The sequence below is a fragment of the uncultured Eubacterium sp. genome, assembly GCF_945980375.1.
In the GTDB taxonomy this organism is placed as follows: Bacteria; Bacillota; Clostridia; order Oscillospirales; family Acutalibacteraceae; genus Eubacterium_R.
Map to the genome: position 1 here is coordinate 16,847 of NZ_CAMFQO010000012.1, position 20,793 is coordinate 37,639.

23 protein-coding genes and 2 tRNA genes are annotated in these 20,793 nt (G+C 39.8%); 18 read left to right on the forward strand and 7 right to left on the reverse strand.

The window, feature by feature from the left end; translation table 11 throughout:
- Positions 1–378: 378 nt before the first annotated feature.
- On the reverse strand, positions 379–906 hold the full coding sequence (locus Q0P34_RS04670; protein ID WP_294953584.1) for a helix-turn-helix transcriptional regulator: 528 nt from the start codon (positions 904–906) through the stop codon (positions 379–381).
- Between the two features lie 176 nt (positions 907–1,082).
- On the opposite strand from Q0P34_RS04670, the gene Q0P34_RS04675 reads away from it, so the two are divergent.
- From Q0P34_RS04675 to Q0P34_RS04700, 6 genes are all read left to right on the forward strand, one after another.
- Positions 1,083–1,286, forward strand: coding sequence for an ICEBs1 excisionase (locus tag Q0P34_RS04675; RefSeq protein WP_294953587.1), 204 nt, complete (start codon positions 1,083–1,085; stop codon positions 1,284–1,286).
- Complete coding sequence (locus Q0P34_RS04680; RefSeq protein ID WP_294953589.1) at positions 1,287–2,375, forward strand: site-specific integrase; 1,089 nt, start codon at positions 1,287–1,289, stop codon at positions 2,373–2,375. It abuts the gene before it with no gap.
- Complete coding sequence (locus Q0P34_RS04685) at positions 2,375–2,698, forward strand: hypothetical protein (protein WP_294953592.1); 324 nt, start codon at positions 2,375–2,377, stop codon at positions 2,696–2,698. Before Q0P34_RS04680 ends, Q0P34_RS04685 begins: the two co-directional genes overlap by 1 nt.
- Before the next feature lie 171 nt (positions 2,699–2,869).
- On the forward strand, positions 2,870–4,090 hold the full coding sequence (locus Q0P34_RS04690; protein ID WP_294953595.1) for a plasmid recombination protein: 1,221 nt from the start codon (positions 2,870–2,872) through the stop codon (positions 4,088–4,090).
- Positions 4,091–4,177: 87 nt separating this feature from the next.
- On the forward strand, positions 4,178–4,390 hold the full coding sequence (locus Q0P34_RS04695; RefSeq protein WP_294953597.1) for a helix-turn-helix transcriptional regulator: 213 nt from the start codon (positions 4,178–4,180) through the stop codon (positions 4,388–4,390).
- Between the two features lie 14 nt (positions 4,391–4,404).
- A complete protein-coding gene (locus tag Q0P34_RS04700; RefSeq protein WP_294953600.1) occupies positions 4,405–5,679 on the forward strand; it encodes a DNA methyltransferase in 1,275 nt (424 codons plus the stop codon).
- A gap of 35 nt (positions 5,680–5,714) precedes the next feature.
- Here Q0P34_RS04700 and Q0P34_RS04705 read toward each other — a convergent pair whose 3' ends face one another.
- The 3 genes from Q0P34_RS04705 to Q0P34_RS04715 are packed head-to-tail and all read right to left on the reverse strand — an operon-like array spanning position 5,715 to position 6,824.
- Positions 5,715–6,320, reverse strand: a complete 606-nt coding sequence (locus Q0P34_RS04705; protein WP_294953603.1) for an MjaI family restriction endonuclease — start codon at positions 6,318–6,320, stop codon at positions 5,715–5,717.
- Positions 6,302–6,613, reverse strand: a complete 312-nt coding sequence (locus Q0P34_RS04710) for a hypothetical protein (RefSeq protein ID WP_294953606.1) — start codon at positions 6,611–6,613, stop codon at positions 6,302–6,304. Before Q0P34_RS04710 ends, Q0P34_RS04705 begins: the two co-directional genes overlap by 19 nt.
- Positions 6,597–6,824, reverse strand: a complete 228-nt coding sequence (locus Q0P34_RS04715; RefSeq protein WP_294953609.1) for a helix-turn-helix transcriptional regulator — start codon at positions 6,822–6,824, stop codon at positions 6,597–6,599. Before Q0P34_RS04715 ends, Q0P34_RS04710 begins: the two co-directional genes overlap by 17 nt.
- Before the next feature lie 89 nt (positions 6,825–6,913).
- On the opposite strand from Q0P34_RS04715, the gene Q0P34_RS04720 reads away from it, so the two are divergent.
- The gene (locus Q0P34_RS04720) at positions 6,914–8,338 is read left to right on the forward strand and encodes a hypothetical protein (protein ID WP_294953611.1); all 1,425 of its coding nucleotides are present in this window, start codon (positions 6,914–6,916) and stop codon (positions 8,336–8,338) included.
- Between the two features lie 212 nt (positions 8,339–8,550).
- Here Q0P34_RS04720 and Q0P34_RS04725 read toward each other — a convergent pair.
- Both Q0P34_RS04725 and Q0P34_RS04730 read right to left on the reverse strand, forming a co-directional pair.
- Positions 8,551–8,625: transfer RNA gene (locus Q0P34_RS04725), tRNA-Glu, on the reverse strand.
- A gap of 4 nt (positions 8,626–8,629) precedes the next feature.
- Positions 8,630–8,706: transfer RNA gene (locus Q0P34_RS04730), tRNA-Met, on the reverse strand.
- A gap of 225 nt (positions 8,707–8,931) precedes the next feature.
- On the opposite strand from Q0P34_RS04730, the gene lexA reads away from it, so the two are divergent.
- From lexA to Q0P34_RS04765, 7 genes are read left to right on the forward strand one after another with little or no spacing between them, the layout of a single operon-like run.
- A complete protein-coding gene (gene lexA / locus Q0P34_RS04735; RefSeq protein ID WP_294953614.1) occupies positions 8,932–9,522 on the forward strand; it encodes a transcriptional repressor LexA in 591 nt (196 codons plus the stop codon).
- Positions 9,523–9,546: 24 nt separating this feature from the next.
- Complete coding sequence (locus Q0P34_RS04740) at positions 9,547–10,362, forward strand: Mrp/NBP35 family ATP-binding protein (RefSeq protein WP_294953617.1); 816 nt, start codon at positions 9,547–9,549, stop codon at positions 10,360–10,362.
- 35 nt (positions 10,363–10,397) lie between these two features.
- On the forward strand, positions 10,398–10,898 hold the full coding sequence (locus tag Q0P34_RS04745) for a dCMP deaminase family protein (RefSeq protein WP_178669214.1): 501 nt from the start codon (positions 10,398–10,400) through the stop codon (positions 10,896–10,898).
- A gap of 2 nt (positions 10,899–10,900) precedes the next feature.
- Positions 10,901–11,491, forward strand: coding sequence for a haloacid dehalogenase-like hydrolase (locus Q0P34_RS04750; protein ID WP_294953622.1), 591 nt, complete (start codon positions 10,901–10,903; stop codon positions 11,489–11,491).
- A gap of 15 nt (positions 11,492–11,506) precedes the next feature.
- Positions 11,507–12,787: a hypothetical protein gene (locus Q0P34_RS04755; RefSeq protein WP_294953625.1), complete on the forward strand. Its 1,281-nt coding sequence runs from the start codon at positions 11,507–11,509 to the stop codon at positions 12,785–12,787.
- 6 nt (positions 12,788–12,793) lie between these two features.
- Entirely contained in the window at positions 12,794–13,654 is an 861-nt protein-coding gene (locus Q0P34_RS04760) for a DegV family protein (protein WP_294953627.1), read from the forward strand.
- Positions 13,655–13,658: 4 nt separating this feature from the next.
- Positions 13,659–14,606, forward strand: coding sequence for a biotin--[acetyl-CoA-carboxylase] ligase (locus Q0P34_RS04765; protein ID WP_294953629.1), 948 nt, complete (start codon positions 13,659–13,661; stop codon positions 14,604–14,606).
- Positions 14,607–14,687: 81 nt separating this feature from the next.
- Here the strand turns inward: Q0P34_RS04765 and Q0P34_RS04770 are convergent, their stop codons facing one another.
- Positions 14,688–14,822 carry a hypothetical protein gene (locus Q0P34_RS04770; RefSeq protein WP_294953631.1) on the reverse strand — a complete coding sequence of 45 codons (135 nt, stop codon included), beginning with the start codon at positions 14,820–14,822 and terminating at the stop codon, positions 14,688–14,690.
- 154 nt (positions 14,823–14,976) lie between these two features.
- Here Q0P34_RS04770 and Q0P34_RS04775 point away from each other — a divergent pair, with 154 nt between their 5' ends.
- The 4 genes from Q0P34_RS04775 (at position 14,977) to Q0P34_RS04790 (ending at position 20,741) form a co-directional block, all read left to right on the forward strand.
- A complete protein-coding gene (locus Q0P34_RS04775) occupies positions 14,977–15,417 on the forward strand; it encodes an OadG family protein (protein WP_294953634.1) in 441 nt (146 codons plus the stop codon).
- Between the two features lie 18 nt (positions 15,418–15,435).
- Positions 15,436–16,656 carry a sodium ion-translocating decarboxylase subunit beta gene (locus Q0P34_RS04780; RefSeq protein WP_294953636.1) on the forward strand — a complete coding sequence of 407 codons (1,221 nt, stop codon included), beginning with the start codon at positions 15,436–15,438 and terminating at the stop codon, positions 16,654–16,656.
- A 60-nt stretch (positions 16,657–16,716) separates the two neighbouring features.
- A complete protein-coding gene (locus tag Q0P34_RS04785; RefSeq protein WP_294953639.1) occupies positions 16,717–18,999 on the forward strand; it encodes an ATP-dependent helicase in 2,283 nt (760 codons plus the stop codon).
- Positions 19,000–19,478: 479 nt separating this feature from the next.
- Entirely contained in the window at positions 19,479–20,741 is a 1,263-nt protein-coding gene (locus Q0P34_RS04790) for a 3D domain-containing protein (RefSeq protein WP_294953642.1), read from the forward strand.
- Positions 20,742–20,793: the final 52 nt, after the last annotated feature.

A 20,793-nucleotide genomic window follows, 5' to 3' on the forward strand; every position in this document is an offset into this window, starting at 1 on the left:
TCCTCGAAAAACAAGCGGTTATTTTTTAATCACTTACGAGGCTAACCGTCTATCCGATAAGCCCTTTGTCTATAATCATAGTAGCATAATTCTACTATTTTGTCAACTTTTTGTTTTTGCATAACAAAAATCATTTAGAACAAATAGAAACTTATGACTATATTTTGACTATGAAAAATTAAAAAACGAAGTAAAATGAGCAAAAATCATTAAATATATTCACTAAATATGATAAAAAACACTTAAAAATATTGTAGATAAATGTTATTTATATTGAGTGGGAATGATACAAAAATACCACAAACCCTTTATTTATCGGGGTTTGTGGTTTTCTTTTTACTCTATTGAGTACATTTTGAGTACACTTTTTATAGTTTTTTACTTTTTGCCTTCTTTTGAAGTCACTACATTGTGTCTTCTCAGGAAGGCAATATCATTTTGCAGATTTCTTTTTTCTACCTCATCTATTGTGATTGTTTCTGCTTGGTCAAGGGAATAGTCAATGTAATCTGCAATAGCTTCCTTTAACGGCTCGTCCTTTATTTGTAATTCTGTATTTGGGTTAATATCAAAGTTATCTATAAATTCCTTGCCGATTTTTAATACTACATCATCGTTGTCTGTGGCTTGAGGAATTAGCAAGCCTGTTTTGATAAACAACTTTGATAACGCCAATACATCATATTCACTTTTTATTGCAAAGTAATCGGTTACACTGTCATCCAAGGTCATATAGCTGATATTGAGCGCGTCAGCTATTTTCTTTATTTGCTCCGGCTTTGGAATCATAGCACCTGTTTCGTATTTTCTGATTGATACAGGGTGTATTCCTGATTTTTCAGCAAGCTCTGCTGCGGTCATATTTTGGCTTTTTCTGTATGCTTTAATCTTTTCTCCGATAGTCATTTTTTCACTTCCTAATTCTTGTAGCCTTGTCGCTATATTTATCTTAACACATAATATTTCATTTGTCTATAAAAATATTTTTCAAAAGCGACTTGACATAGAGTAGCGACTGCGCTACAATAATAATGTAGTCATAAGGCTACATTAAAATTGAATAAAGAAAGGAGAAAGCATTTATGACAAATGAAGATAAAATTTTTTATAATGCCGAAGACCTAATGAATATGCTGCAAATATCAAAGGGTCATTCATATAAAATCATAAAGGCGATGAACGAAAGTCTGCAAGAGCAGGGATATTTAGTTATAGCCGGCAAGGTGCCGATAGCATATTTCAACGAAAAATGGTATGGCGGTACAACGCAAAAAGGGGTGATGTAATTGGAGCCTACAAAGGACCCTAAAACAGGCAAGTGGTTAATTCAATACAGATATACCGATTGGCAGGGCAACCGTAAAAAGAGCTGTAAGCGAGGCTTTAACACAAAGCGTGAAGCAAATGAATGGGTTGCAGAATTTTTAAGGACTCAAAATTCAAGCCTTAATATGACATTTGCTTCATTTTATGATATTTACATTAATGATTTGAAAATGAGAGTTAGGGAAAACACTCTTTTGACAAAGGAATCAATATTTGAATTGAAAATTCTCCCCTATTTTAAGAATTTCAAGCTTAATGAAATTAAGCCAAAGGATATTATTTCTTGGCAAAACGAAATATTAAATTCAAAGGACAAGTACGGCAAGCCTTATTCCGAAACATATTTAAGAAAAATTAACAGTCAGCTTTCTGCATTATTTAATCACGCAGTAAGGTATTACGGATTAGAGAAAAATCCGGTTCAAGCAGTTGATCCCATAGGGCAAAAGAAACCGAAAAACGAAATGCAAATTTGGACTCAAGAGCAGTACGAGGCGTTTTCAAATGCGATAATGGACAAGCCGGAATCATATCAGTTTTTTCAACTGCTATGGTACACGGGTATGAGGTTGGGCGAGGCGCTTGCATTAACCAAAGCAGATTTTGACCTTGAAAACAAGACCATTAGAATAAACAAAAGCTATCAAAGGATTAAGGGCAGAGATGTTATCACCCCACCGAAAACTCCGGCAAGTAATCGCACAATACAAATTTCAAGCTTTTTATGTGAGCAAATGAAGTTTTATTTAAGCACAATTTACGGCTTGAAGGATAATCAAAGGATATTTACAATTTCAAAATCATCTGTTCATCACGAGCTTGACAGAGGCTGCAAAATTGCAGATGTTCCGAGAATAAGAGTACACGACATAAGACATTCACATGTGTCCGCACTTATAGATTTAGGATTTACGCCCGTTGCAATCAGCCGACGAGTCGGTCACGATTCCATTGAAATCACATACAGGACATATGCACACGAGTTCAAGGCAAAAGAGCGTGAAATCGCCGACAGGCTCGAATTAATCGGTAACAAAGAGGGATTTTAATGTCACACAAAAATTGCGATAGTCATAATCGTTTTAGGAGCAAGACAGTTGGGTTTAGATTGTCGCCTGAGGAAAGCAGGCATCTGGATGACCTCGTCAGCATAAGCGGAATGAATAAACAGGATTATATTATCAGCAAGCTGTTTGATTATGAAATCGTGGTTGTCGGTAATTCAAGGGTATATAAAGGTCTTAAGGATAAATTAGAAGAAATATTGACTGAATTAAAAAGAATAAACAACAGGGCGCAAGTATCTGATGAACTGATAAATTTGATTAAGCAAATATCAGTCATATTATATGAAATGAGGGATAGCGATTAAACAAGGCAATTTGGTATTCCTGCCGAAATGATTTGACCGAAATATCGGCAGGAGAATAGATTGTTACAGTAAGTAAATCGCATTAGCGCGCCCAGGGCTTTCGCTGCGTAAGCGGCGAAAGCTCACGGGCGTTACTTTTTCCCAAAAAGTAACAAAAAGGAGTGATAGTATGTGACAGCAACGATGACATTAAGAAAGGGTAAGGGTTCGCTTAAGCATAATAAAAGGGCTTTCGCAGCCAAGAATGTTGACAGAAAACGAACCCCATTAAATAAGAATATTATTGACGAAGACATAAAGCAGGTTTATGACAATTTATTTGGACAGGCGTTAGAGGAATATAACGCAAGACAAACAAGAGCAAATAGAAAAATAAATAATTACTATGAGCATATCAGCAGGTCTAAACAGGAAAAGCCTTTTTATGAGCTGATTGTCGCAATCGGTGATATAAATAATTCCGATGAATTAAATGATAGGTCTGTAAAAATTCTACAGGAGTTTGTTGATGAAATTAAAAGCAAGTATTCAAATAATGTGAAATTTTTCGGGGCATATATTCATATGGATGAAGCCACTCCGCACCTGCATTTAGATTATATTCCATTTTGCACAAATCAAAAACGAGGCTTGAAAACAAGAAACAGCCATAACCTTGCAATGAAGGAATTAGGATTTACCGATTACAAGGAATGGCATGCGGAATTGTTTGAAATATTAGAGCAGATTGACAAAAGGTACAATGTTTACAGAAACAATCTGCATTCGGAGAAACGACACAATATTGACATTAACACTTACAGAGCCGTTGCGCAAAAATTAGACGGTGCAATAGATGATATTCTTGAGGAGAAAACAAAAGAAATCAAGCCATCAAATGATTTGTCTAAAGGAGAAAAAACATTAGGCGGTAAGGGTGTAAAATCAGAAGTTTATGATTCTGTTATTGATACGGCGAATAAATTAGCAAAGGAAAATGCCACACTCACAGTAGAAAAGCAACAGCTTGAAAGACAAATTGATAGGCAATCGGAATACTTAAAGGAAATTGAAAACCTTGATTACAGAACAGAAAATGCAAATCTTAAATCAGAGCTTGCAAAATCTGCTCGGATAGAAAGAGAAATGCAAAACGCAGTTTTGGCAAACAATAAGCTCCAAAGGGAAATAGCATCACTATCTAACGAAAATGATAATCTTCAAACAGAGGTTAAGTGGTATAAGGATTTCCTTTATCAGTTAGGTTTAACGGATTTGTTTGAAAAATTCAAGCAATGGCGTGACCGTATTTTAGACTCCCTGCACGAGCTGGCAACGAAAGCCATTAAGCAGGATCTCGAGGAATATTACAGCTATGATAATGATTACAATGACGATATTAAAATGATATAAAAAGGCAAGAAAAATACAATAATAAATTGACAATATCAATCAATTGTTTTATAATATCAATCAAATAAGAGCTTGCGGAGGATTTATATGACTACTTCGGAACAAATACGCGTATTATGCGTAAGAACAGGGGTTAGCTTATCTGAGCTTGCACGAAGAATAGATCAAACCCCACAAAATTTCAATGCAAAGTTGAAAAGAAATACTGTTACACAAGATGAGCTCAATAAAATTGCAGAAGCGCTTGGTGTTAAATACGAACAATACTTTGTGTTATCTAATGGCGAACAAGTTAAGTAAGAAAGGATTTAGTTATGACTGAACATAAAATAATATTCGGCGATAGTCGTTCGCTAAATCAAATTGAAGACAAATCTGTACAATTGATTATAACTTCTCCGCCATATTGGCAGTTAAAAGATTATGGTACTGAAGATCAAATTGGTTTTAATGATAGCTATGAGGAATATATAAACAATCTTAACCTCGTTTGGAAGGAATGTAATCGTGTATTAGCTGACGGATGCAGACTTTGCATAAATATCGGAGACCAATTTGCTCGTTCAGTGTATTATGGCAGATATAAAGTGATTCCAATCCGTACTGAAATTATTCGATTTTGTGAATCGTTAGGTATGGATTATATGGGAGCCATTATTTGGCAAAAAACTACCACAATGAATACTTCCGGCGGTGGTGCAATTATGGGTAGCTTCCCATATCCTCGAAACGGAATATTGAAAATGGACTATGAATTTATCTTATTGTTTAAGAAGTTAGGTAAGCCGCCTAAACCGACTCCTGAACAGAAAGCTTCTTCTAAGATGACTAAAGAGGAATGGAATCAGTATTTCTCATCACATTGGAATTTCAATGGCGTAAAACAATTAGGACATATTGCGATGTTTCCCGAAGAATTACCGAAACGATTAATCAAAATGTTTTCTTTTGTTGGAGAAACCGTTTTAGATCCTTTTGCCGGTAGCGGTACCACATCATTAGCGGCAAAGCATTTGGGCAGAAATTCCATAGGATATGAAATCAATAAAGAATTTGAACCTGTTATTAGAGAAAAACTTTGTGCAGACCAGCTCAATATATATGATGATTCGCAAGTTACCTTTACAGAAGATAGAGATGGCATTAAATATACATTTGAAGATTTACCATATGTTTTTAACGACCCTCACAAAATGGACAAAAAAATAGATGTTAAACGACTTCAGTTTGGCTCAAAAATTGATAGTCAAGAGTCAAAGCGAGAAGAGCTTTTCACAGTAAAAAGTGTATTGGGAGCTGATACAATAGAACTTAATACCGGATTGACAGTGAAATTGTTAGGCATAAAACCAATCCCTCAATTTGAAAATGAAGCGATAAAATTCTTGCAAGAGAAATTCAAGAAAAGAAAAGTTTTCTTAAAATATGATTCTGTTAAACATGATAGTGAAAATAATTTACTCTGTTATGTATATCTTGACAACAAAACTTTTATTAACAATCATTTGGTGAGAACGGGATTTGTTGATGTTGATACATCTTTCGACTATGTCTGCCAAAATAAATTCTTGAATTCGATTCCTAACTAAAAGAAAGGGCGGAGGTTTTGCCTCCGCCCACAATCTTATTCTTCTACTTCGACAGTCAATCCAGTCTTTGTCTTGGTGTAATAAACCATTTTAACGGCAATCGTTTCGGATAGGCGTCCCATGGTTTTGTATGTATCAGGTTTTATCGAATAAGGAACATTACCAACATATCCGTCAATACCAACAGATTCTTCATCCGGTGTTGCAAGACGATAAGTCGTTCCTTTGCGTTCTGCAAGAGAAGCTAAGATGGCTTTCTGAACATATAACCCATTAAAAGTCTTAGCAATAACAAGATCTTCAACCCAATGCTCTACCATTTCGCGATCAATGAGTGGAATAGCGTTACGGAGATTCTGCACCTGCACATAGATCTTGTCTGTTGCCTTTTCAAAGGCATCGGGATATCTTTCTACATACCATTTACGCCAATTCTCAATGGTGATTTCTTCGCCGGATGCCATGAACTCCGGAAAAAGTTCAGACATCTGACCGACAACAACAGGACGAGTACCCTGCGCATTTTGATTTGCCCAGTTGATCAACTGAGAAGTATATTTCGGAAAACTGAAAGTATTACTTTCGTTAAAATTTTCAATAAGTTCGTTTTTTAGTGTGTATTTCATTTCTTCTTTTTCCACTCCTCATAATTTTTGTTGACCAAGTCCTGAGTTTTTCTTATCCCAGCAACACGTTTGTTGCGATTATCATTAAACTCTTTTATTTCTTCATCAGTTTCGGCAATACAGAAGCCTTTATTGCCACAAGAAATTACCGGCAGACCAAATTCTTCCGCAGTTTTCCAAATTTCTTTGCGGCTTACTGCTTGAGTATCTTCCATCGGAAAGCCCATTGCTTTACTTATTTGCTTTGATGTAATTGCATTCTCTTTCCCACGATGTTCCAATAAAATATTTTTAATCTTTTCGCTCATCGTAAACCTCCAAAAAAAGTTTATAAGTTTCGATTTCTAATGCATCAGCTATACGCTGAATATTTTCAAGTGAAATGCTTCGACGATAACATTCAATTGCACTGATATATGTTCGGTGAAGCCCACACTTCTCAGCAAATGCTTCTTGGGATATGCCCAACGCCTGTCGATAACGCTTCACATTTGTTCCAAAAACTTTTACAATATCCATAGTTGCAATCCTCCTAATTTTATATTATAATATATTTGAATACTATAAGTCTACACACAATAAGTATCTATTAAGGAAATGGTGATATAATGTCAATTGAGTTTGATGTATATACAGGAACATTAATTTACAAAGAAATAGAATTCTCTTTCGTTTTTGACAGGGAAGAATTAAGGCTAATACCGCCTAAAGATAAAGATCAAGAGGTACATATGTGGTTTATGAAGTCCTTAGGTAAAGGCGCATACACCTTTGGCGATCCAGTATATGTTGAGGATGATTATTTGATCGGAAAGTGTAATGAAAACTGTCAAAAAATAATTTTTCTACCCAAACACAATAATATTGGTAGCTATAATTCGGTTCTGATTGTACAAATAGAGGCGTACATTATTCAAAAGTACGAAAGAGATTGGATAGACAGATTGGGATTTATGGGTCAAGAACTTGACTGTATTTATTCGACAAGTCAAGCCTTAGAATCTCCGGAATGGACAGAAGATGGTGTAGTTTCTGTCAAAACTAAAGATTTTGACAATACAACAAGTCACAAACAATGCTTCTCTGTTGATGGTAAAGAGGTATCAGTCTTTTTTGGTATATCAAGGACAAGTTCAGGAAAAGTAGGCAAACCACCGTTAGAGCTCCATTCTGAAATGTTTTTTGAGTTTGAAAAAACAAACGACTATGCTTTTTTATTAAAGCTGTGGCGCATTGCAAAATGTTTTGTTCAGTATTTGTGTTACAGGAAAAATGTTAATCTATCATCAGTTGAAGTATCAACTCCATACGGAGAGGGAAAACACGAAAAATTTGCAGTACTTCACATTGTAAATGAAGATGTTGATAACGAGCCTGAAACTCTTGAAAAGAGAAGATACATAAAACAAGAATATATTAGTGGTGCGGAAGGGAAAATTCTAAATGATATTGCAGAAGATAGAATTTACTTGCGCCATATTCCCGAAACATATCGAGCAGGCAAAAGCATAAACGCCGCACGTTTTGTGATGATAACTGCAGCATTTGAATGGACTTTCAAGAAAAACTATCCAGATGGAATCACCAAAAAGTCTGCCACTATTAAAGCAGAGAAAATTGCTACTGAAGTATTAAACGGATTAGTCAATGATTCGAAAGGAAAATTAAGAGAGATATATAAATTTCTTAGAAAACTTATTGGTTCTAATTCTCTGCAAAACGAGATAGAACAAGCAGGAAAAGACTATGCGGATATAGTTGATATTTTTGGAAAACATCTTTATTCTATGAACAATGAAAAATTAAAATACAGTGAAATGGGGTTACGCCTATCACAACAACGCAATAACTTTGCACACGGAAACTTAGACAAAGATTTTATTGGTTTATCATTGCTTGATTTGATATATCTTGAGTACATAATATATGCAATGCAACTTAAAGAGTATGGTGTGAAAACTACATTTATTCAACAAGCGATAAATGATTTGTTTGGTTGTTCTATTGCTCTACAATCCGTGAGTACAATTTGAGTACAAAAATTTGAAAACGGTGCACAATGTAGCGATAACGCTATGTTAAAAACAGCGAAATACCGTTGTTTTGAACCGTAAACAGCGAGGAACAGCGAGCCCACAGCCGAGTGGGAATGATAAATATCAAACAAAGGTGGCAGGGAGCTGTCACCTTTTTGTTATATAAATAAAACAGGAGATGCTTAACAATAAGCAACTCCTGAAATCTTTGGTGACCCGGACGGGAATTGAACCCGTGTTACCGCCGTGAAAGGGCGGTGTCTTAACCTCTTGACCACCGGGCCGAGATGGTGGCTTTAACTGGATTCGAACCAGTGACACCGCGGGTATGAACCGCGTGCTCTAGCCAACTGAGCTATAAAGCCATTTTAACTTGCAAGCAAGAGTATATATTAATTTTATTATTTTGTCAACACTTTTTTCTAACTTTTTTGCCAAAAGAGAGTTTTTGTACCGCTGTGCCACACAGTTTTTGAATTTTTTATTAAATAGCATACATTTGTTTGACTTTACTATCTTGGGGTGTTAGTATTACTTGTATAGTGTTTATTATACATAAAAATATCTATATTATAATATTAGGAGGGCTTATGAAGAAGCTTGGCGCCAAGCAACAGCAATGCCTTGATTTTATAAAGCAGTGCCTTGACGAACGCGGTATCGCACCCACTGTCAGAGAGATAGAAACGGCAATGGGTTATCATTCGCCGTCGTCTGCGCAATATGTCCTTAATGCTCTTGAGGATGCAGGTTATATTGAGCGTGACCCGTTGATGAAGCGAACAATAAGAATCAAGGGCTATGATACAAAGGCATATCATGTTCCTCTTGTCGGAACTGTTACGGCAGGTCAGCCTATACTTGCGGTTGAAAGCATTGAGGATTACATTCCCGTTCCCGTAAAAAACAAAGGGCAAAATATGTTTGCGCTTAAGGTACGCGGCGATTCCATGATTAATGCGGGGATATTAAACGGTGACACCGTAATTGTTGAGCAAACTCCTGTTGCATCAAACGGTCAAATTGTCGTTGCACTTATCGGCGACGAAGCAACCGTAAAAACATTTTATAAGGAAGACGGACACTTTAGGCTTCAGCCCGAAAACGATGCATACAGCCCCATTATTGTTGATGAGGTTGCAATTTTGGGCAAGGTTAATATGGTTATCAGAACCTACTGATTTTAAGTTTGAGAGGTTAGATTTATGAGCGAATGTACACACGATTGTTCAAGCTGTTCAAGCAACTGCGGTGAGAGAAAGGAAAAACAGAGCTTTCTTAAGCCGATGAACAAAAATTCAAATATCAAAAAGGTTATCGGCATTGTATCCGGCAAGGGCGGAGTAGGTAAAAGCCTCGTCAGCTGCCTGCTTGCCTCAAGATGCCAAAGAGCAGGATTAAAGGTTGGTATACTTGACGCCGATATTACAGGTCCGTCAGTGCCGAAATCCTTTGGCATTACAAGCCGTGCAATGCAGGACGAAACAGGGCTTTTACCAACCGTAACCAAAACCGGCGTAAAAATGATGTCCATTAATCTTTTGCTTGAGGATGTCAATTCCCCTGTTGTGTGGAGAGGACCGGTTATCTCAGGCGTAATTGAGCAATTTTGGACCGATGTAAATTGGGGCGAGCTTGATTATCTGTTTGTAGATATGCCTCCGGGAACAGGTGATGTTGCACTTACGGTTTTCCAAAGCCTTCCGGTTGACGGCATAGTAATTGTTTCCACCCCGCAGGATTTGGTAAAGATGATAGTAAACAAGGCCTTCAATATGGCAAGGCTGATGAATGTGCCTGTGCTTGGCTTGGTAGAAAATATGAGTTACTACGAATGTCCCGATTGCAAAAAGAAGCTCAATATTTTCGGCGAAAGTCAAATTGATGCAACCGCAGCGGAGCTTGGCGTTCCCGTTCTTGCAAAGCTTCCGATTAATCCGGATGTCGCAAGGCTTGTTGATGAGGGCAGGGTTGAAGATATTGATTGCCCCGAGCTTGATGAATTTGTATCTGTATTATAATTTAAGGAGAGCAGCAGATTGCTGTAAATACTTGTATGGCTAAGAGAGAGAATTATATTTCGTGGGATGAATATTTTATGGGTATTGCCTTGCTTTCGGCTAAAAGAAGCAAGGACCCAAGCACTCAGGTTGGTGCATGTATAGTAAGCGATGACAACAAGATTATGTCGGTTGGATACAACGGCTTTCCCCGTGGATGCAGCGATGATGAATATCCTTGGGAGCGTAGCGGAGAAAGCTCAAACGACACCAAGTATCCGTTTGTTTGCCACGCAGAGCTGAATGCAATCTTAAATTCCGGCGGGCACAATCTTGCAGGCTCAAGAATTTATGTTGCACTTTTCCCTTGTAATGAATGTGCAAAGGCTATCATTCAATGCGGAATCAAGGAGGTTGTGTATATGTCTGATAAGTATGCAGACACACAGGGCACAATCGCAAGCAAAAGGATGCTGTCGTCTGCCGGTGTAAAGCTCACAAAGTTTGAGCCTACACACAAAAGAATTGAAATATCCTTTGACGAAAGTGACGTTTAAGTATGCAGGTTGATATTTACGATTTTGACAAAACAATAGTGCCGTTTGACAGCGGAACGTTGTTTTTTGTGTACTGTATGGTGCATTATCCCTGGTGTATGATTATTCTGCCGGTAGTTGCCGTTGCAGGCTTGCTTATGGGGTTAGGAATAATCAGGTTTACCCAATTCAAGCGCATTTGCTATATGTTTGTACCGCTTATTCCAAGAGAAAAGGCAGTAAAAAAGTTTTGGGATAAGTACATAGACAGGGTGCATCCTTGGTTTAAGGATAGGCAAAGATACAGTATTGTTATCAGTGCAAGCCCCGATTTTTTGCTTTGGGATATTGCCGAGCGTCTTGGATTTGATGAGCTTATTGCAACTCGGTATAACCTTAAAACAGGCATAATTATCGGCGAAAACTGTCGCGGCGAGGAAAAGCTTAAAAGACTTTTTGAGCTCCATAAGCCCGAGGATTTGGAGGTTGTGGATGTTTATTCCGACTCCTACAAGCACGACAGGTTTATTTTTTCTCTGGCAACCAATCAATGCTATCACATAGAAAAAGGAAAAAGAGTTGCGTTTAATTTTAATGATGTATATTCAAAATAAAAGTAGGTTTTGTAAATGAGAAAAATTGCTAATATATTGTTGGTTGTAATGCTGGCAGGCTGTTCGGTGTTTGCATCGTACTTTGTTGCACAAAGTAGCGTAAAATCAGACAGATCGACGGTGGCGCTCGCAACGGTTACTAAGGCTCCCGTAACGGAAAAGAACAGCGACCGAGTTCTTCTTGTTGAGGACAAAAAGGCCGATTATCATTTTTATAAGCAGGGCAAGAATGTTGTTCTTGTGCATAAGGGCAATGATTATATTTTTGAAAATTGGAGCTCATATATTGATGTTGAAAAGCCTGAGCTGTATATGCGTCAGCTTGACGGAGATAAACCCCTTGAGATTGTCATCAAGGCGGTTGAATGTGTAAATGAGGACGGAAGCTATTCCTACTGCGTTTACGTTATCAACGAAATTCAAAGAGAGGACGGCACAATTAAGTATGCCGTTAATGCTTTTACAAGAGGTTCCACAAAGCAGGTTGTTGACGAAAAGGTAAAGATTGAAATCAGCCAGTCGCCTTTGTGTAAAAAAATGGGATATGTTGCATTTTGCTACGTTAATGAAGCTGTTGATTACGACCGTGACACAGGTATTCCTAAAAGCTACTATAATGCCTTCCATATTTTTCAGGATGAAAACGGCAATTATCCTACACTTGACGGATGGGAAAGAGGAGTTGCAGAATACACCGTTGAGGAAGACGGAATATTTGTAACATTCCCAATAACAATAAAATATAAGGACACAAATCTTGTACAGCAGGCAGGGTATGTAAAATGCATGGTTGCAGTTGATGAATATTCCAAAACGTATATTGCACCAAGAACAATGTCCTTTAGACCAAATTTAGAATATGGTGCCTACAATAACAAATACGACGACACTCCGTGGCAGTCCGTTTGGAAAAATTCAAATAAGACAACCGGCGGTGACAGTGTGATTGATTTTGTTCAGGCACAGCTTGAAGTATCGTCCGAGCTTGAAACAACTGATTTTTCCAAAAGCAAGAACGATTTGAACAAGCTTGCCGGTATTGTTGTAACTCAGGATGAGGTTATGCTGTACGCAAAGGAGGGCTATACCTTCAGCAAGGATTTGGTTAACAGCAAGGAATTTTCCGTCCCGTTGGAATGTCATGTTGATGGCGGCAATTCGTACAATTACGATGTTTCCTACGAGGCTTCGATTTCCAAAAGCAAAAAGGGCACGGAGATTTTGAACATCAAGCTTGATCAGCCTTATCGCAGGGGCGACATCAACAAAATCAATATTAATTTTGGGGTTAAGTGATGATTTATGAATGACAGCAATATTGTTATAACTGCGGATTCAACCTGTGATTTACCACAGGATTTAATTGATAAATATGATATAAAAATTATTCCGTTATCTATTCTTTTGGGCGAAAAGGTGTATCATGACGGTGTTGACATCAAGCCGTCTGACATTTATGATTTCGTAGAAAAAACGGGAGAGCTGCCGAAAACCGCAGCCGTTACTCCGTCCGAATATCACGAGGTGTTTAAGTGTTTTGCAGATGATGGCAAAAAGATTGTGCATATCGGGTTTTCCTCTGCGCTTTCGTCATCATATCAAAATGCCTGTGTTGCCGCCGAGGAGTTTGAGTGCGTATATTGTGTCGACTCAAAAAATCTTTGCACCGCTATGGGACTTCTTGTGCTTAAGGCTTGCGATTATCGCGAAAAGGGCATGGATGCAAAAAGGATTGTCGATAAGGTTAATCGGCTTGTTCCAAAGGTCAGCACAACGTTTGTGCTTGACGGACTTGAATATCTGCACAAGGGAGGCAGATGCTCCTCTGTTGCAAAATTCGGTGCAAATGTGCTTGGCATAAAGCCGTCAATTGCTGTTGACACACAAACAGGCAGGCTCGATATGGCAAAGAAATATCGTGGTAAAACAGAGCTTGTGTATAAGCAATATATTACCGACAGAATTAATGAAATAAAACGGATTCAGCCTGACCGGGTTGTTATTGCCAACAGCGGAGGCGTACCTGTGGATACTATTGCTTTTGCAAAGGGTATGCTCGAGGGCAGAGATAAGTTTGAACAGGTTATATTAGCAGATGCAGGATGTACAATTTCGTCGCATTGCGGACCGAAAACCCTTGCAATCTTCTATATCAAAAAGTGAAGCCATGGCTCTAAAGGAAGAAGTATTAAAGTATTTGTCTGACAATTCAAGTGAATATATCAGCGGTGAGGAGCTTGCACACTCGCTCGGCAAAAGTCGAACGGCGGTGTGGAAGGCAATTAAATCGCTTCAGGCAGACGGCTATCGGATTGATGCCGTTACAAACCGCGGATATATGCTTGACGCAGACAATGACATTTTGAACGCACAGGAAATAAAAAAATCCCTGTCATTTGACTGCAGGGTTGAATACTATAAAACCTTGGATTCAACAAATAATGTCGCAAAGCGAATTATTGCCGAGGGCGAGGATGATGTTTTGCTTGTTGTCGGCGAGGAGCAGACGGCAGGCAGAGGCAGACAGGGAAAGTCGTTTTATTCCCCCGTGGGCACGGGAATTTATATGTCACTTGTTGTTCATCCCATGATTGAACTGCAAAATGCCGTTACTGCCACTACGGCGGCGGCTGTGGCAGTGTGCCGTGCTATCGAGAGCCTGACCGATAAAAAGCCGATGATTAAATGGGTTAACGATGTTTATCTTGACGGTAAAAAGATTTGCGGTATTCTTACCGAGGCTGTTACCGATTTTGAAACTCAAACCGTATCGTCTATTATAATAGGTATAGGCATTAATCTTACCACAAAGTATTTTCCACGCGATGTGCAAAATGCTTCGTGCCTTGACGCAGATGTAAAAAGGGCAGAGCTTATCGTCGCAGTTGCCAATGAGCTAAACCGTATTGTTAATTCGGGCTACGGCGAATTTATGGAATACTATCGTGCGCACAGCCTTGTTGTCGGCGAGGATATTGTTTTCATCAAGAACGGGGTGTCAACTTCGGCAAGGGCAGTGGGCATTGACGATTTTGGCGGACTTGAGGTAGAGCTTGCCGACGGCACTCACTACACCCTGCGCTCCGGCGAAATCACTGTCAGAAAAATAAATTAAACGAACCTATTTAGGCAAAATAAAAAAACGCATCCGATTTGGGAAGAATGCGTTTTTTATTATTTATCAAGATAAGTATTGTCAACGCAATACTGCGAAACCTAAATCAATCGCTCCCGAAAGAATACGTGAGGTTTTGTGCATACCGAGTGTTTCGGTAAACCAAAGGATAATAAGCGCAACGAGAATTGCAATAATAAGTGCTTCCTTGCTCATAATCCACCTCCATAGGATCGATAATATTATTATAAACACTTTTGCCCGTAAAATCAATACCAAATTTAATTTTTTCTGTAAAATAATTGTTGAAAAATGGTTGGTTATGCTATATAATGATTTAAGATAAATTATAATAGAGGAGTATTGCTGTATGGATATATTTACTATGGCAACTAACGTTGTTCCCGACAGATCTCTTGCCTTTACTCTCACCGTAGTTATCGGCGGTATCGGCATTGTTCTCGGGGCACTTATGGTGCTCATCCTCGTATTCTTTGCGTTTGGCAAAATTATGTCTGTGTCACAGGCAAGAGCAAAGAAAAAGGAAGCAAAAAAAATACAAAGCGAAATGCAGGCTAATTTGTCAAAGGTGTCTGCGGCGGCACCTACACCTACACCTGCAAGTGCACCGGCACCTGTTGTTGAGGACGGAATTCCTCAAGAGGTTGTTGCGGCAATCAGTGCGGCGGTTTACGCAATGGACGGCGGTGCAGGAGTTGTTCGTTCAATCACCAAAAAAACAGGTAGTCCTATCACAACCCGTAATCCTTGGGCACAGGCGGCTGTGGCGGACAATACAAGACCGTTCTAAAGGAGGATTATTTGTTTTATGGAAATATTAATGGGTGTATGGGAAGTTATTAAAAGCATCCTTGCCAACAGTGGCTATGCTTACTTCTTTACCGCAGACGGCGGATACAAAAACCTGATTATGCTTATTGTTGCCTTCTTCTTTTTGTGGTTAGGCATCAAAAAGGGCTTTGAGCCATTGCTTATGATTCCTATTGCGTTCGGTATGCTTCTTGCAAACCTGCCCGGTGCAAACCTTGCGGTGCAGTACCACGACATACAGGGCTTTATTGATCTTATGGCGGGCAGAGCAGTAGACGAGGTAACGGGCGCAACGCTGACTCCGGGATTAATGGATTTTCTTTACTTCGGAGTTAAGGCGGGCATTTATCCACCGCTTATCTTCCTCGGCATCGGCTCAATGACCGATTTCACATCACTTATCGCAAACCCCATATCTTTTGTTCTCGGTGCTGCGGCACAGCTTGGCATTTTTGCGGCATATATTATCGCTATCGTTTTGGGCTTCGCTCCAAACGAGGCAGGCTCAATTGCTATCATCGGCGGCGCCGACGGACCGACAGCTATTTTCGTAACATCAAAGCTTGCCCCCGCAATGCTTGGTACAATTGCCGTTGCGGCATATAGCTATATGGCTCTTGTTCCGGTAATTCAGCCTCCTATTATGAAGGCTCTTACAACAAAGAAGGAACGTAGCGTTGTTATGGGCAACCTCCGTCCCGTATCAAAGACAGAGAAAATTTTGTTCCCTATTATGGTAACGGTTATCGTTTCTCTTCTTCTTCCGGACGCAGGCGTACTTGTCGGTATGCTTATGCTTGGTAATTTGCTTAAGGAAAGCGGACAGACCGAGCGTATCGCAAAGGCTGCTCAAAATGAGCTTATGAATATTGTTACAATTCTTCTTGGCCTGTCGGTTGGTGCAACAACATCTGCCCAATCCTTCCTCAACTTTAACACCTTGAAGATTGTACTTCTCGGCTTGATTGCATTTGCTTGCGGTACAGCAGGCGGTGTACTTTTCGGTAAGCTTTTGTATGTTTTGACAAAGGGCAAAATCAATCCGCTTATCGGCTCGGCAGGTGTATCGGCTGTTCCTATGGCAGCTCGTGTGTCACAAAAGGTCGGTCAGCAGGAGAACCCGTCAAACTTCCTGCTTATGCACGCAATGGGACCAAACGTTTCAGGCGTTATCGGCAGTGCAGTAGCAGCAGGTGTACTTCTTACACTTTTAGGCTAAAATTACAAGGATTAAAGGGACGACACATTCGTCCCTTTTGTTGACTATACGGAGATTTATATGAGTAACAAAGACGCAGTAAAACCAAATGCACAACAGCAGCAGGTTATTGATACTGTTGACGGTGCCGTGCTTGTTGTGGCAGGCGCCGGCACAGGCAAAACAGCAACTGTTGTAAAAAGAATAGAGCATATTATCAGGGACGGCTATGCTCGTCCTTGGCAGGTGCTTGCCATTACCTTTACCAACAAGGCGGCAGGCGAGCTTAAGGAAAGGCTTGAAAATACCATTGGCACTGAGGCTAACGATATTTGGGCACAAACATTTCACAGTATGTGCAGTCGTATGCTTCGTCGCTTTGGCGACAGGCTCGGTTATACACAGCACTTTACCATTTATGACACAGATGACCAAAAGCGTGTTATGAAGCGAGTGCAAAAGTCGCTTGGCATTGATGACAAATTTTTGAACCATCGCTCGATTTTGGCGGAAATCAGTCACGCCAAGGACAGCCTTATTGATCCAAGAGAATATAAGCATACAAATCAAAACGACTTTAGAAAATCAAAGATTGCAGAGTGCTATCGCGAGTATCAGCAGGAGCTTTTGCGTAGCGATGCAATGGATTTTGACGATATGATTTTCAACACCGTTCGCTTGCTAAAGGAAAACCCCGATGTGCTCCAAACATATCAGCATCAGTTTAAGTACATTATTGTAGACGAGTATCAGGATACCTCATATGCACAGTATGTGCTTACATATTTGCTTGCGGGCGAGTGGCACAACATTTGTGTTGTAGGTGATGACGACCAAAGCATTTACCGTTTTCGCGGTGCTACAATAGAAAATATTATGCGCTTTAAGGAACGGTATGAAAGCGAGGGCGTAAAGGTTATTCAGCTTGAGCTTGCAGAAAATTATCGCTCTATGCAAAACATTCTTGACGCTGCAAATTCCGTTATTGCCAACAATACAACAAGGCTTGCGGACAAAAGGCTGTATTCCTATGCAGGCAAGGACGGCGACAAGGTTGTCCTTTACACAGCCGACAGCGAGCTTGACGAGGCACAGTTCATCATTGACCAAATTAATGAGAATGTTAAAAACGGCAGAAGCTATAAGGACCATGCTGTTTTGTACAGGATGAACGCACAAAGCCGAAATATAGAAATTATGATGGCAAAGTCGGGTATTTCGTATAGAATTATAGGTGGCAACCGTTTCTTTGACCGCAAGGAAATTAAGGATATTGTGTCCTATTTTGCACTTATCAATAACCCTGCCGATAATGTAAGGCTTCAGCGTATTATCAATACGCCAAAGCGCGGCATAGGCGACACCATGGTTAATTATATTTTAGAAATTGCCGCAGCCAATAAAATGACTGCCTTTGAGGTGTGTCAGCAGGCAGACGAGTTTGCAAAAACACAAAGGAGCGCCGGTAAGCTAAAGGCGTTTTGCGATATGATTAACGGCTTTCGTCAGAGCCTTGAGGACGGTATGAGTGTTAACGATTTGCTTCAGGAAATCCTTGAGCAAACCGAATACTTTGCTTATCTTGACGAGGATGATCCAACCAAGGCCGAGGACAGAAAGGCAAATGTTCAGGAGCTTTCATCTATGTTCGTTAAGTATCAGGAGGAGGACGAGGACTTCACCCTGCAGACCTTCCTTGAGGATGTTGCCCTTGTATCCGACATTGATTCCTACAACGAGGATGAGGACAGCGTTGTACTTATGACCTTACATTCCGCAAAGGGTCTTGAATTCCCTGTTGTGTTCATTCCGGGTATGGAGGAAGGAATTTTTCCGGGCAGCCAAAGTATGTACAGTGATGAGGATTTGGAGGAGGAGCGTCGTCTTGCATATGTTGGCATAACCCGCGCACGTGAGAGGCTTTACCTTGTCTCTGCCCGTCAGCGTATGCTTTACGGTACAACAAGCCGTAACAAGCTTTCACGCTTCGTTGCGGAAATTCCGTCAAACGTTACCGAGGATAAAACAGTCAGAGTCGGGGCAGGCTATGGCTCGTCGGATGGCAGCTACCTTAATCATTTCGGCTCACCGGCAAAGCCGTATACATACAGCCGTTCAACTCCTATTGGGGATGCAAGGCGAAGCTCAACCGCGGCACATTCCTTTGGACAGGTTGGGGCTGACAAACCGCAGCCAACAACCGAAAGCTACGCAGTGGGCGACACCGTTCGTCATGCATCGTTTGGCACGGGCGTCATTCTTTCCGCAAAGCCAATGGCAAACGACACACTTTTGGAAATTGCCTTTGACAAGGTCGGCACCAAAAAGCTTATGGCAAATTACGCCAAGCTGAAAAAGATGTAACCCTTGTCCGCTTTATATAATGTATATAATTTATATATTATAATAACACGGCACAGAACGGAAATAAAATTCGCACAAAAGTTTGTTAATTCATTGTCAATCAAATATTTTGCGAAATTCTACATATGGAAACAAAAACGTTAATTTTCGCAAAAACACACAATATATTCTGATTACCAAAATTTTACAGTGCAAAAAAGTTACAAAATCAAATTTAATTGTGACAAGTTTGTCACCCTGCCCAAAATATCAATTTAGTTCACTAAAGTGTTAAAATATAGAACCACAATATATGGACACAAAAAAGGTTACAGCAATATTACGGCTGTAACCTTTTGTTAATTTTACACAAAAGCAAAAGCATTTCAAACTTGACTCGTTGTTAAAAACTGCTATAATAAGCACCGTTCGTGACAAAATGATATTAGGCGAATAACAAATTTGCCAAATTCACCTGTTAATATTAAAGGAGATTTAAGATGACTAACCAATCATTTGCAGGCAAGCTTTCCATTAAAAAGCTGTCGGCAATAGTAATTGCAGTTGTTCTTCTTGTAACAATTTTCACAGGCTCTGCATATGCACAGACCTCTGATGATTACAGCGTCAGCATTGTTGACTCAACAAGAACCATTGCAGTAACTACATCTGAGACGGAACCTATCGAGATTCTCAAGCAGGCAGGCATTTCACTTTCTGCCGGTGACAAGCTGGACATTACCGATTTTAAGGAATCCGAGGGTGGCAGCATTGTAGTAAACAGAATTAAAACCCTTTATGTAGAATTTGAGGGTGCTATTACAGCATATCAGGTTTATTCCTGTACAGTCGGCGAGGCTCTTGAGGAAATCGGCATCACCGTTAAGGATGACGACAAAATCAATTACAGCCTCAACACACAGATTATTGACGGTATGGTGCTTACCGTTAAGGCAGCAGAATATGTAACACTTTCTGCCGACGGCACAAGCACAAAATATGCTCTTACAAACGGCACGGTTGCCGACCTTTTGGCAAATGCCGGTGTAGTGCTCGGCAAGGATGATTATACCGAGCCGTCGCTTGACACAAGGCTCACAAAGGACCTTGCAGTTAAGGTTAAGCGAGTAGAGTATAAAACCGAGGAAAAGACAAAGACTATCGCCTTTAAGACAAAGGAAACCAAGGACAGCACACTTGCCCAGGGCAAAACAAAGGTTGTTACAAAGGGCGAAAAGGGCGAGGCTAAGGTAACCTATGAGGTTAAGTATGTTAACGGCAAGAGAAAGGAAGAAAAAGAAATTTCGCGTGTCGTTATAAAAGAAGCAACAGACAGGGAAGTTATCGTCGGCACCAAAAAGACAAAGAAGTCCGAAAATAAGAGCGACGACAATAATTCTTCATCAAACGTTAAGCCAAACGGTGTAAAGTCAAAGAACGGCTACAAGGTAGGCCAAAAAATAGACGGCAGATACAGTCATTATTGCGCCTGTGCAACCTGTAACGGTAATTCAAGAGGAATTACATCATCAGGTAAGAAAATCAAAAACGGTATGGAAAATCCGTATTATGTTGCATGTAACTGGTTGCCTCTCGGTACGGTTATTAATGTTGACGGTCAAAACTATACAGTAGTTGACCGTGGAGGCAGCGGCCTTTCACGCAAGGGTAGAATTGATATTTTCACCCCGGGCGGCCATAAGGAGTGTTACAGACTCGGCGTAGGTAACTGTAAGATAGAAATTGTACGCCTCGGCTGGTAAATGCGATAAATTTTTGATAGCCTTGAGCTTTTTGGTTCAAGGCTGTTTTTTG